At 47.6% G+C, this 12,538-nt stretch carries 11 protein-coding genes; all 11 read right to left on the minus strand.

Features of this window, described 5'->3' with window-relative positions; all coding sequences use genetic code 11:
• Positions 1–19: 19 nt before the first annotated feature.
• The 11 genes from CZ360_RS12795 to CZ360_RS12845 all read right to left on the minus strand — a co-directional run bounded on the left by CZ360_RS12795 (position 20) and on the right by CZ360_RS12845 (position 12,361).
• Positions 20–946, minus strand: a complete 927-nt coding sequence (locus CZ360_RS12795; protein WP_229408057.1) for an ATP-binding cassette domain-containing protein — start codon at positions 944–946, stop codon at positions 20–22.
• Entirely contained in the window at positions 936–1,622 is a 687-nt protein-coding gene (locus CZ360_RS12800) for an ABC transporter ATP-binding protein (RefSeq protein ID WP_077534610.1), read from the minus strand. Before CZ360_RS12800 ends, CZ360_RS12795 begins: the two co-directional genes overlap by 11 nt.
• A gap of 20 nt (positions 1,623–1,642) precedes the next feature.
• Positions 1,643–4,537, minus strand: a complete 2,895-nt coding sequence (locus CZ360_RS12805) for an ABC transporter permease (RefSeq protein ID WP_077534611.1) — start codon at positions 4,535–4,537, stop codon at positions 1,643–1,645.
• Positions 4,538–4,549: 12 nt separating this feature from the next.
• The gene (locus tag CZ360_RS12810; RefSeq protein WP_159438298.1) at positions 4,550–5,695 is read right to left on the minus strand and encodes an efflux RND transporter periplasmic adaptor subunit; all 1,146 of its coding nucleotides are present in this window, start codon (positions 5,693–5,695) and stop codon (positions 4,550–4,552) included.
• A 199-nt stretch (positions 5,696–5,894) separates the two neighbouring features.
• Positions 5,895–7,205 carry an anti-sigma-I factor RsgI family protein gene (locus tag CZ360_RS12815; protein WP_159438299.1) on the minus strand — a complete coding sequence of 437 codons (1,311 nt, stop codon included), beginning with the start codon at positions 7,203–7,205 and terminating at the stop codon, positions 5,895–5,897.
• A gap of 103 nt (positions 7,206–7,308) precedes the next feature.
• Positions 7,309–7,902, minus strand: a complete 594-nt coding sequence (locus tag CZ360_RS12820) for an RNA polymerase sigma factor (protein WP_159438300.1) — start codon at positions 7,900–7,902, stop codon at positions 7,309–7,311.
• Positions 7,903–8,077: 175 nt separating this feature from the next.
• The gene (locus CZ360_RS12825; protein WP_077534615.1) at positions 8,078–8,821 is read right to left on the minus strand and encodes an amino acid ABC transporter ATP-binding protein; all 744 of its coding nucleotides are present in this window, start codon (positions 8,819–8,821) and stop codon (positions 8,078–8,080) included.
• 24 nt (positions 8,822–8,845) lie between these two features.
• Complete coding sequence (locus CZ360_RS12830; RefSeq protein WP_077534616.1) at positions 8,846–9,496, minus strand: amino acid ABC transporter permease; 651 nt, start codon at positions 9,494–9,496, stop codon at positions 8,846–8,848.
• Positions 9,497–9,634: 138 nt separating this feature from the next.
• Positions 9,635–10,114 carry a 23S rRNA (pseudouridine(1915)-N(3))-methyltransferase RlmH gene (rlmH, locus tag CZ360_RS12835; protein WP_077534617.1) on the minus strand — a complete coding sequence of 160 codons (480 nt, stop codon included), beginning with the start codon at positions 10,112–10,114 and terminating at the stop codon, positions 9,635–9,637.
• Positions 10,115–10,141: 27 nt separating this feature from the next.
• On the minus strand, positions 10,142–10,930 hold the full coding sequence (locus CZ360_RS12840; protein WP_077534618.1) for an MBL fold metallo-hydrolase: 789 nt from the start codon (positions 10,928–10,930) through the stop codon (positions 10,142–10,144).
• 147 nt (positions 10,931–11,077) lie between these two features.
• Positions 11,078–12,361 (minus strand): UDP-N-acetylglucosamine 1-carboxyvinyltransferase, encoded by a 1,284-nt coding sequence (locus CZ360_RS12845; RefSeq protein ID WP_077534844.1) that lies wholly within the window; start codon positions 12,359–12,361, stop codon positions 11,078–11,080.
• Between the last annotated feature and the right edge of the window lie 177 nt (positions 12,362–12,538).

Raw genomic sequence — 12,538 nt, forward strand, 5'->3', positions numbered from 1 at the left:
TTTTTGCCTGCTGTTTTTTTTATTCTTTCTGCTCTGGTTCCTCCGCTTCCCTGACCGGTTCAATAATGATCCTCCCGTCCTCCATCTCAACCCGGACTTTATTTTTGTTTTGCAGTCCAAGCGAGTCAAGGTATTCTCTGGGAAGCTGTACCCGGCCGGCACGATCCATCACGACAAATTCCTCATGACTGTCCTGATCCAGGAAGCTGCCCATTTCGTTCAGGGCGCTGGAATATTTCTGCCGCCGGATAAACTCGGAGCTTGTTTTTCCATCCCGGATGGCGATAATCCGATCCACCTTCCTGGATAAGGACATATCGTGGGTGACGATCACCACCGTTACGCCCAACTGCTCATTGACATCTCGGAACACCTGTAAAATCTGATCCGAGGTCTGTGTATCCACCGCACCGGTCGGCTCGTCCGCAAGCAGAAGCTTCGGCTGGTTAGCCAGCGCAATCCCAATTGCCACCCTCTGCTGTTCCCCGCCGGAAAGCTCGCTCAGCTTATTGTCCGCGCGGCCGGAAAGCCCGACCATATGGAGCAGCTCTTTCCCCCATTTGCGGTGTTCTTCTTTGAACCGGCGATGCTTTAAGCGCATCACCAGCTCGATATTCTCTGTAGCGGTTAAATAAGGCAAAAGATTCCTCGCAACATTCTGCCAGACAAACCCCACCGTATTCCTGCGGTATTCTACTAAATCCCGATCATTAAATTTCAACAAATCCTGCCCATCTACCAAAATCGTGCCGGCAGTCGGTTTGTCCAGTCCTCCCAGCATATTGAGCAGGGTGGATTTCCCACTGCCGCTGTTTCCGATGATCCCGACCAGGTCGCCCTGATTGATTATCAGGTCAAGGCCCTGCAAAGCCAGAATCTCCGTTTCCTCCGTCCGGTATATCTTTACAAGATTCTCACAAAAAATCATCTCAGTATCAGTACGCATCGACAATCTCCCCATCCTGTAAGCTATATACCGTATCGGCAATTTCCATCATATTCGGGTCGTGGGTTGTCATAACAACCGTAATTTTTTCCGTTTCTATCAGTTCCTTCAGGAGCTTCACCACATGCAGCGCGGTAGCGGTGTCAAGCTGCGCCGTCGGTTCATCCGCAAACACTACCTTCGGGCGGTGGGCAATCGCCCTGGCGATGGCAATTCGCTGCTGTTCGCCTCCGGACAGCTCGCCCGGTAGATGAGTCATTCTGTTTCCGAGTCCCACAAGGTTTAAGTACTTTTGTACCAAAGGCTTGTATTCCTTATAAGGCATACCGGCAATTCGCAGGCCAAATTCTACATTTTCATAGGCTGTCATCTGGCTCATCAGCGCAACGGACTGAAAAATTATCCCGATTTCCTCCCTGCGGAGCTGATCCTTCTTCTGTTCAGAAAACCTGGTAATATCCTCATCATGATAATAAATAGTCCCCTGCGTCGGCATATCCAGCGTGCTCAGCAGATTCAAAAGGGTGGTTTTTCCAGACCCTGAACGGCCGCGCAGGACGGTAAGTTCCCCCTCCTTTACGGTCATAGAAATATTTTTGACAGCGTTAACGACTGTATTTCCCGCCTTATACTGCCGATACAGCCCGTCAGTAGAAATAATCGTCTGTTTTTCCATCTGTGTTCTCCACTTTATCTCTAATCTTCACCCAGTTTCAAAGCCTGGTCGATCTTAATTTTATTGATCATCCGCCCCAGAATCAGAATCCCGAACAGGATCATCAGGCCGATCACAACAAATATTTTTACGTAATCCGATGGATCCATATAAATGTCAAACGGCGGAACCTGCTCTGAGGGAGCATAAAGGTATTGCAGCATCGGGATGGTCAGCTTGTTGACCAGCAGGCCAATTAAAATCCCGGCTGCTACAGATCCTCCGGTGACCATCAGTTGTTCAAAGCCAAGCATGAATAAAAGGCTGCGCTTAGAAAGCCCCATCGCCCTGAGTACGCCAAATTGGAGCGTCCGTTCCTTCAGATTCAAAATCCAGAAAATCAAAAAGCCGATAAAGCTGATCGAAAGGGTGATCACAAAGCTCAGCGTCAGGGAACCGTTGATCCCCTGCAGCATCGGGTCGTTTTTGATTTGGATGATTTGCTGCCCGGCATCCTTTACATCAACAACCGGAAGCTTTTTCTCCTTAATATCCTGATAAATGTCCGCATGGGTGGTCTTCCCGTCCAGGCTCAGCCAGATTTCATAGGGCTCCAGCCTCATCTGCGCCTGAATCAGGCTGTAATTTGCAATGACCAGGGTCGGTTCCTGCTCCGAATCTGTTTCTGTATCCAGGCTGTCCGATTTTACCGGATTAAAGGATGGCCAATAGTCTACAAATCCGGCGACAATCCCATCCATTGCATAGGGTTGGTTTTTCCAGGTTACCTCTATTTCATCACCAACCTTGAGTCCCTTTTCTTTCAGAGAGGAGGAGACCAGCATCATCCGCGGATCCTCCGCAAGGAGGTTGAGATACTCGTTAATATGGTAAGGCAGCAGATCGCCGCGCATCCAGGCTACCTTTGCAAACTCATGTGGTGTGATTCCCATAAGCTGTACATTGTTCCAGCCATCGCCGCCCCTGGAAATTTCTGTTCCCGATTTCCGGAACACCTTGGTTGCGGATTCTACGCCCTTTATCTCCTCAAACTGCTGGAATGGGATATCCACATAGGTGACGGAGTGTACAAGATATCCGCCTTCGTCCGGGGAAGCCGCTTCCAGCTTCGTTTCCTGCCCGTCCTCACTTTCTGCTACTTTGTAATAAGAGTCCCTGTGAGGAAGTTCCGGCTTGAGCACCATATCAGTGCCGACCGCGTAGCTCACGCGATCCTCCATGAAGTTATTTAACGTTCTCGCGGCCGTCGCATGGAACATGGCAAGCGCAACGGTCAAAATCATGAAAAGGATGATAAACTGATCCTTCCCTTTTGAACGGGAGACTGACAAAAAGGACGCATAGAGCTGCGGCGCCCAGAGCCGTTTTCCCGCCAAAAAGATCAGCCTGACCAAATACGGGAAAACCCGCAGAAATAACAGCCCAAGACCCAGGATAAACAACGCGTTGATCAGAAACAGGGTCGGGTCAATATAGGAGAGCATGCCGGTATCCGAATGGGACAGCGACTGACTCATATTGTTGTAGTTATAGATCAGATAGACGGAAACCGCAATCAGGATAAAGTCAATCCCAATTTTCTTCCACCAGGCGCCTTTGAAAAACTTCGCCTTTTTCCGTTTATATTCTACAATTGACATCCGGGAAGCCTGTGTCGCAGGGATCATAATGGCAAGGAACCCAATCGCGAATACACCCAGCAATCCAAGGAAATAGGTGCTGTCCAGGTGAAAGTCCACATTGATATTTTTTCGGCCCACCAGCTCCATAAATCCATTGGAAAGGCCTAAAACTTTACAGATTAAAATTCCAAGCAGTGTTCCCGGCACCACAGATACGAGGGCAATCATTCCATTTTTCATCAAGGTTTCTGAAAAAATCTGAAGGTTGTTCGCTCCTCTGCTCTTAAGCAGGGTGATATCATTCTTCTCATGCTCCATAATCAAGGATGAAACCATGAAAATATAGAAAAACAACATCAGAATGACAGGCGCCAAAAGTACCTGAAGCGTCATATTCAGGCTTTCCTGGCGTTCTGCGTAGGATTTAAACACTTCGTTCGCTTTAAAGACCACCGAAGTGCCTTCTCCCAATGTGCTTTTGAGCTGTCCCAGCCGGGACATCACAGTAGGCACCTGGTTCATCTGCAATTCATGATAATCAAAGGTATAGTACCAGTTCGCACTATCAATCAACGGGGTTTCACATGCAACAAATAAATCCTGAAACAGCTCAAAGTCCATCATCGCGGTCTTTTTATAATCCCCGATCTTGTTGTTCCAGTACAGGTCGCTGGAATCCTTATAGGTATAGACTCCGACAACCTTCAGCTTCTGCACCGGGTAGTTATCGTTATACGGCGTCAGATCAAGCGTATCTCCTAAGGAAAGCTCAAAGAAATTCAGCCCTTCCTCTGTGAGCATCACCTCAATGGCGTCGCCGTTCTGCTTATCTGACGGGAATTCCCCCGCAACCAGGCTGCAGTGGTCGAACATATCCTCTCGTCCGGCCAGACTCATCACTTCTTTTCCGCCGCGGGACGAGCTCCTTACAACCTTTGCATAGCTGTCAACATAACGATACTGTTTGCTGGAAACGACAATCGGAACTCCTAATGAAGAGATATTGCCCCCATCCATCTTTTCTTCTAAACGGAAAAAGGTGGTCAGCGCTTTTTCAAGCTCCTCCTCTTTGAGGTTCGGCTGGAGCGCTTTGATCGTAACAGAATAGTTTCCCGGATAAAGCCCGGTTTCTTCCTGACGGGCCTCCATATCCTTGATCAGCATACGCTGCAGGATGCTGCCGGTATAAATGGGAATACAAGTAATTACAGCAGTACTGATGATGAAACCAATCAGCAGGCAAGCTACCATCCACTTGTTTCGCATCATTTTCCTGACACAAAATTCAAACAAGCTGTCTTCCCCCTATTCCAAAATGACAATGTCGCCTTCTTCTAGCCCGCTCACGACCTCATACTGCGTCGCCGTTTCAATTCCCACTTCGATATCCCGTTCACTTCTGATATTATCCTCAGACAATACACGCGCCGTAAAGGTTCCCATATATTGAATGACGGCGCGCTTCGGTACAATCAGGACGTCTTCTTTCTGCTCCAGAATCACTTCAAAGCTGGCGCTGTCCCCGATTTCTATCCCGTCCGGCACTTCATCCATCTTAATAAAGACCGTTTCTTTCCGAAGCTCCTGCTCCTCTGCCGGGAAATCAGACGGTGTGGTTGCTACCTCTCCGGTGACCGTTGTCCCGCCGACAGTGATTGTAACCGGCATCCCTACCTTCATGTCCAAAGCATAGCCGCCAGTATATTCCAGGATCAGATCGGATGGGTCGGAGAGCTTGATAATCGTTTTCAGTGCCGGGACATAATCACCAATCCCAATTTCCTCCACGTAGGTAACCTTTCCGCTGCTCGGCGCAACAATCTGCGACTTATCGCGGGTCAGCTTCAGATCATCCAGATCGATCTGCGCAATTTCCAAATCCTTTTTCTTGGCCCTGATATCATAGCTTTCTCCGTCCTGATTCTCTAGATCCTTAATTTCCAGCTTTAAGTCCTCAATCTGATATTCAAGGTCAAGCGCTTCATCCGGAAACTGCTTTTTCCTGTCTTCCAGATATTGAAGTCTTAACTTTTTGCGCTCCAGCTCATTGGAGGAATTATTTTTCTTCAGTTGCTCCAATTCCAGCTTGATCTTTTCAATCTCAAGCTGCTTTTTTTGGATATCCTTTTCAAGCGAATCCGTATCAAGCTCGGCAATCAGCTGCCCTTTCTTGACAGTATCTCCCAGCTTGACATTTACGGATTTCAGATACCCGCTCCGGTATGGAAAAGAGAGGGAGTATTGTTTTTTGCTACCGATATTTCCCGAACCCTTCGCCGTATTCACAATGTCTCCGCGTTCTACCTTCTGCGTCGTATATTCCACAGCCTCCGGCTCTTTGACCGGCGGCGCCAGAAGCTCCTCTTCCTCAGGCATCACAGAACATCCCTGCAACAGTAAGGTCATTGCAGCGATTGATACCAATATTTTTCCGACTCTTAATTTATGCATTTCCGTCTTCCCTCTTTTACTTCTCATTTAAGGAATATTATAATACATAGCAATAAAATTTGCTAGTTTTTTCTTTCATACGCACAAATTATTTAGCAATATGATAAATTAATAAAAAAATACTATTGATATTGCCAAGCCGGATACAGATATATGAAACAGGACGCAGGCGTCTGCCTGCGTCCTGTTTCGCTCTGTTTTAATCATCATCGTCGTCCTGGTCATCATCGTCGTCCCGGTCATCATCGTCATCCCGGTCATCATCGTCATCCCGGTCATCATCGTCGTCATCAGAAGACGCCGCCTTGCTCGAAGTACTCTTTTTCTCACCCTCCAGCTTATCCCGGTCGTACTCGATTATTTTTCCGGTACGCGCGTTAATTTCATAATCATATTCATAGCCGCCCGCAATAAATTCGACATCGTACTTTCCATCTTCCTTGTCCAGGATGACCGATACATTCTTCGCGCTGCTGACTCCGGCATGGGAGAAGGCGGCGCTTTTCGCCTTATCCTTGGAGATCAGGCTGGTGGCGCTGGTAACAGGCTTGTCATCGTCCTGATCATCGTCATCATCCCGGTCATCGTCATCGTCCTGGTCATCGTCATCGTCCTGGTCATTTGCATCATCCTGATCCATCGCTTCTTTGTCAGCCTTCAGCACTGCACCGGTTGTTGCATCGATATCGTAATCATACTCTGTCCTATTGCTGATAAACTCAACCTCATATACCATCACGCCGTCGTCAAAGTCAAGCTCTGCCTTGACATTGGAGGCCTGTGCGGCCTGGATTCCTGCGTGAGAGAAGGCGGCGGATTTTGCCGCGCTCGCTTCAATATAGCCTTCCTTGCTTGGATCACCCTGCTTTAACAGGTCGTCAAAATCAATATCCTTAGAATCCGCAAGCAGATACAGATCGTTAACCGACAGCTTTGCAAGGTCTGCAAAGCTCTTGGTAGGATCCTTTGCCAGAATTCTTTGAATCAAAGAAACGCGCCCAATCGAAATGTGGTATTCGTCCGCAAGCTTCTGTAATTCCTCGTCACTGGTCACCGTCTGAGCCAGAATAGCGGGAGTAATTTCATTTTCAGATAGGATCGCGTTAATGGATTCCATCAGACGGCTTTCCAGCTCCCTGCTCTTATTTTCATCATCATTGTCAACGGAAACCAGGATCGAGTTCTTCAGCTCGTCAATATATCCGTTTTTCAGCATCGAGCCAACCAGCGCATTCACTGCAACGTCGAAATCAACTCCCTTTAAATCCATCCCGTCCAGGATTTCATTCGCGTCGTCATTAAGTGCTTCCACGGATAAGACAGTGTCATTTTTGTTGGTCTTTAACTCAATACTTGGGTTTACATCCAGATCAATTACAGAATCTACGGCATAATAGCTGTGGCTTGCCACACCGATACCAACCGCCATCACAAACGCTGCCGCGGCCGCCGCAATTCCAATAGTCCATTTTTTCCGGTTCGGTTTTTTATTTACTGCTAACTCATTCATATTGATAGCCTTCCCTTTCTGCTCTTTGCATTTCAGGAGGATATCATCCAATTGATTCGGTGTAGCATCGTGAATTTCGGCTGCTAACCTTTCCATCAATTCCTTATTTTTCATTGAATTCATCCCCCATGAATCTGCGCATCTTATTTAATGCACGTCGATATTTTGAAAGAACAGTCGGCAAAGGCAGGTCCAGCAGAGAAGCAATTTCCCGGTGTTTAAGCCCGGAAACCGCATAGAGCGTCACGATCTGCCGTTCTTCCTCAGTTAATGCTTTTAATACGGCCTGAAGCAAGATTTTATCCTGGCTTTCCGCAAACCGGTCCTTCGGATCGGAAATATCCCAGCTTTCATCCAGCGGGACATCCGGCAGCTTCCGATTCTGTCTCAGCTTCATCAGGGAAAGATTTTTCACAATGGTTAAAATCCAAGCCATCGGCTTCCCCTTTGCAGCATAGCTTCCAGCCGCAGCATAAATTTTCAGATAGGTGTCCTGCATCACATCTTCTGCCGAGTGGGCGTCCTTCAAAATAGACAGCGCAAATCCATACACCGCTGAGGACGTCTCCGCATAAAGGGCGGAGAGCGCCCCGGTATCGCCTTCCGCGATCCGGAACAAGAGCTGTTCGTCAATAGCTGGTGTATGATTCGGTTTCAATGTGTTTTTCATCGTTGACGTCAAACCAAGAAAAATCATCACTTTTACCTCTTCATAAGAATAATGCAGGAGCATTCTGTTTTATTGCATTAATTCTAAATTTTTTTCTTCTTTGTTTATCATAGCATAAAATACTGTTTTGAATCAACAAAAAACAGGCTGAAAAACCGGTTTTCAGCCTGCCAGCCTATGTATCTCTGCATACTGGGCATTCCTATTTTAAAATTGTAGTCAAAAATTCCCTTGTCCGGGCGCATTTCGGATTCCCGAACACCTCCTGCGGCGTTCCCTCTTCCAGAATCACCCCGCCGTCCATAAAGACCACGCGGTTCGCCACTTCCCTAGCAAAGCCCATTTCATGGGTCACAACCACCATAGTCATATTCTCTTCCGCAAGCTGACGGATCGTCTCCAACACCTCGCCGGTAAGCTCCGGATCAAGCGCGGAGGTTGGTTCGTCAAACAGCATAATATCCGGGTTCATCATCAGCGCACGCGCGATCGCCACGCGCTGCTTCTGGCCTCCGCTTAACGAGGCCGGATATGCGTCCGCCTTTTCCAGCATTCCGACCTTTTTCAGGTACTTCTGCGCATTGGCGCTGATCTCCTCCTGTGGCTGTTTCTTGACAAGCTTGGGAGAAAGCTCAAGATTCTGCCGGACGGTCAGGTGCGGAAACAGATTAAAATGCTGAAACACCATCCCCATTTTTAAAATCAGCTTTTGGATATCCGTCTGTTTTGCATAAATTCCGTTCTCTACCAATGGGTCTCCCTCAATCAGTACAGAGCCGGAATCCACCTTTTCCAGATCAATCAGGCAGCGCAGCAGCGTTGATTTTCCGGAGCCGGAGGAACCGATTACCGCAACTACATCTCCCTGATTCACCTCCAGCGTAATCCCTTTCAGAACTTCTACGTCAAAGGATTTATGTACGTCATTAATTTGTATCATATTCATTCGAGTTTTCCTCCCTATCCAGCATTAAAAGCTATATTTCTTTTCCAGCTTCTTGAAGATCAGCGCGGGCACTGTCGTCAGAACCAGATAGAAGATCATACAGAAGAAATACGGCAGGATCGTCACCTCGGCATTGGCAATGTTTTTCGCTGCCTCCAGCAGGTCGCCCATCCCGATAACAAAAACCAGGGAGGTATCCTTTACCAGGGTGATTGTTTCATTTGCCAGGGACGGGAGCGCGACCCGGAACATCTGAGGAAAAATAATCCGGAACATGGTCTGGCTGCGGTTTAGCCCTAAAACCTTTGCCGCCTCATACTGCCCCTTGTCCACCGCCAGGAAGCCTCCACGGAAAATTTCAGCAAAATATGCCGCATAGTTCAGGGTAAACGCAATCAGAATTGCCGCCATCCGGCTGTTCAGGGTCAGGTATGGCCCAATCACCGGCAGGCACGGCAGGCCGTAAAAAATGGTGAAAATCTGCAGCATCAGCGGCGTTCCCCGCATGATGTAAATATAAAAATTCAGGACAGCCCGCAGCGGCTTCACCCGGCTGCGAACCCCAAGCGTCACCACCATCCCAAGCGGGATTGACATAACATAGGTCGCGCAAAATACAATAATCGTAATTCCACAGCCCTTTAAAAGCTGATAAAACATTCCAAGGTAATCCATGAAAGAACCCTCCATTACTTTCTCGTTACCAATTGATATCATAGTAACATACTAAAGCTAATTATACTATAAATCCCCATAATCTTGCAAGATATTTTTCAAAGCAAAAGAGAGGAAATAGTGTTTCCTCTCCATTGGCTATTTGTGATATTTTCCATTCGCGTTAATCTGAAACGCCCTGTAAACCTGCTCAAGCAGCATCACCCTGGCCATTTGGTGCGGAAAGGTCATTGGGGACATAGAAAGCTTCTGATCCGCCTTTGCCTTAACTTCTTTTGACAGCCCATAGGAGCCGCCGATGATCAGGTCAATTTCACTTACGCCGTTTAAAGCAAGCGCTGAAAACTTCTCCGCTAACTGTTCGGAGCTTAATTCCTTTCCTTCAATACACAGTGCAATATGATAGCCGCTGCGAAGCTTTGCCAGGATTTCCCGGCCTTCTTCCTCAATACATTTTGTGATCTGGCTTTCAGAAGGGCTGGATGGCAGCTTATATTCGTTTAACTCGATCAGCTCCAGCCGGCAAAAAGCCCCCAACCGCTTTTGGTATTCCCGGCATGCTTCCTGCCAGTAATGCTCTTTCAGTTTTCCAATACAGATTAAGCGCATTGTCAGCATAAATATCACCATTCCTTTTTAGGGAGATCAAAAATCGATCCACTTGCCATGGTTTTCCCTCGGTGCAACCATCAGTTCAAAGTCTTTTCCCAGGGTCGCTCCGCAGCGTCCCAGCGTCTCAACAATATTGGCATACGCAATCTCCGGACGGTTATTCTCCTCGCTGAGATGTCCGAGAATAAACTTCCTGACTCCTTCGTCGTATAACCGGCGTATTTCCGCGGCACAGTCAAGGTTCGAAAGATGTCCGGTAAGTCCTGCGATCCGCCGCTTTAAAAAATAAGGATAGCTGCCCGCCGCAAGCATGGATTCCTCATAATTGCTCTCCAGCATAACAACGTCGCTTCCAAGCAGATGCCGGTGGATTTCATCCGTCATATGTCCCAGGTCCGTACAGACTACGGCGGACGTCCCTTCTGCTGTCCTGATTCGGTAGCACTGGCTCTGCTCGCTGTCATGCGGCGTCGCAAACGGAATGACCGAGCATCCGGAAAGCACTGTCTCCTCTTCGGCCAACTGCATCGGCGCAAAAGGCGGGAGCACTTTCTTTTCAATCAGACGCTTTAATGTTCCCTTTGAACCGTAAACCGGAACCTTCAGCGCCTTTTGAATCCTCTCCAGGCCCTTGACATGGTCGGTATGCTCATGCGTTACAAATATCCCCTTGATTGCCTCAGGAGGAATTCCGATCAACGCCAGATGTGCGGCAAACGCCCGGATTCCAATGCCCGCATCGATCAAAACGCCACTTTGCTGATTGCCTACATAAATGCAATTCCCCTTGGAGGAACTTGCCAATGGATAGATAATTGCCATTGTTTAACCATACTTTATGTAAATAAAGCTTTCCTTTCTATTGGTGTGCCGGACACTCGTCCTTTATGTTGAGGCAAAGAGAAAAAATCCGTCTCCCCGCCTGACAAAAAATAAGCCACTTTAAAAAAGTGGCTGTTTTTTCTTCTTTTATAAAGCCTGCTCCAAAACACGATCCGGAATACAGATTTTCTTCACATCCGCACCAATCGCACGAAGCTTCTTCTCAATATCCTCATATCCACGTTCTACATGGAAAATATCTTCGATTTCAGTTGTCCCCTCGGCAGATAAAGCCGCAATTACCATCGCAGCGCCTGCCCGCAGATCAACCGCCTTCACCGGCGCGGCAGTAAACTCCGGGATTCCTTCCACGACCGCCACCCGTCCGTCTACCGATACGACAGCGCCCATCCGGCGCAGCTCGTCAATATAGCGGAAACGGTTATCCCAAACGCCTTCTTTTACAATGCTTGTCCCATCCGCAAGGCAGAGCAGCGCGGTAATTTGAGGCTGCATATCGGTTGGGAAGCCCGGATGAGGCAATGTCTTTACATCGCAGTGTTTTAGCGTGCCGACGTAACGCACACGAACAGCATCGTCATATTCCGTTACTTCTACGCCCATTTTCAATAACTTTGCGGAAATTGGTTCCAAATGCTTCGGAATAACATTCTGGATTAACAGATCCCCTTTTGTTGCCGCAGCGGCCACCATATAGGTTCCTGCTTCAATCTGATCCGGAATAATGGAATACTCCACGCCACGCAGCTCATTAACGCCGCGGATTTTGATGGTATCCGTTCCGGCACCCATAATATTTGCCCCCATCGAGTTGAGGAAGTTGGCCAAATCGACAATATGCGGTTCTCTGGCTGCATTCTCAATAATGGTGGTTCCTTCCGCCTTCACTGCCGCCAGCATAATATTGATGGTAGCACCGACTGAAACCATATCCAGATAAATGCTGGAACCAATCAGCTTTTGAGCAGATATATTGACTATTCCATATTCAAGATTCCAATCCGCCCCCAGAGCCTTAAATCCCTTGAGATGGAGATCAATCGGACGGACGCCGAAATTGCAGCCGCCTGGAAGCGGCACCTTTGCATGGTTGAACTTTCCTAACAGGGAGCCCAAAAAATAATAGGAGGCACGCATCCGTTTTGCCTGTTCATAAGGAACCTCAGGATTTTTCACCCTGCTGGTGTCAATTTCTAATTTATGTTTATTAATCACTTTGATGGCAGCGCCCATCTCGTGTAAAATACTGGTTAAAATCGAAACATCACTGATATTTGGGATATTTTCAATGACGCAGGGAGTATCTGCTAAGATCGTAGCAGCCAAAATCGCCACAACAGCATTTTTCGCACCGCTGATTGGCACCTCACCACAAAGGCGTGTTCCGCCGTTGATGATGTATTTTTCCACAATCATTCTCTCCTTTTTCGCTCATGCATTTTATTATAACATAAACTGGTATAAATGCAAAGCAATTTTCCAAATTTTCATAATTTGTTACATTTGGTAATTTTCCGGCGATTTTCCGCTATAATATCCGCAGCATAAAAAATAAGGGTTGGCACTTCTCCAACCCTTATTATCCCA

The sequence above is a fragment of the Massiliimalia massiliensis genome (genome assembly GCF_900155615.1).
Classification (GTDB): Bacteria; Bacillota; Clostridia; order Oscillospirales; family Ruminococcaceae; genus Massiliimalia; species Massiliimalia massiliensis.

What these genes read in the sequence shown, in the direction of transcription:
- CZ360_RS12830 (WP_077534616.1), bottom strand. Translation starts at nt 9,496, where the DNA reads ATGGATTACCTTGGAATGTTTTATCAGCTTTTAAAGGGCTGTGGAATT.
- CZ360_RS12825 (WP_077534615.1), bottom strand. Translation starts at nt 8,821, where the DNA reads ATGAATATGATACAAATTAATGACGTACATAAATCCTTTGACGTAGAA.
- rlmH (WP_077534617.1), bottom strand. Translation starts at nt 10,114, where the DNA reads ATGCTGACAATGCGCTTAATCTGTATTGGAAAACTGAAAGAGCATTAC.
- CZ360_RS12810 (WP_159438298.1), bottom strand. Translation starts at nt 5,695, where the DNA reads ATGCATAAATTAAGAGTCGGAAAAATATTGGTATCAATCGCTGCAATG.
- CZ360_RS12840 (WP_077534618.1), bottom strand. Translation starts at nt 10,930, where the DNA reads ATGGCAATTATCTATCCATTGGCAAGTTCCTCCAAGGGGAATTGCATT.
- CZ360_RS12800 (WP_077534610.1), bottom strand. Translation starts at nt 1,622, where the DNA reads ATGGAAAAACAGACGATTATTTCTACTGACGGGCTGTATCGGCAGTAT.
- CZ360_RS12795 (WP_229408057.1), bottom strand. Translation starts at nt 946, where the DNA reads ATGCGTACTGATACTGAGATGATTTTTTGTGAGAATCTTGTAAAGATA.
- CZ360_RS12815 (WP_159438299.1), bottom strand. Translation starts at nt 7,205, where the DNA reads ATGAATGAGTTAGCAGTAAATAAAAAACCGAACCGGAAAAAATGGACT.
- CZ360_RS12820 (WP_159438300.1), bottom strand. Translation starts at nt 7,902, where the DNA reads ATGATTTTTCTTGGTTTGACGTCAACGATGAAAAACACATTGAAACCG.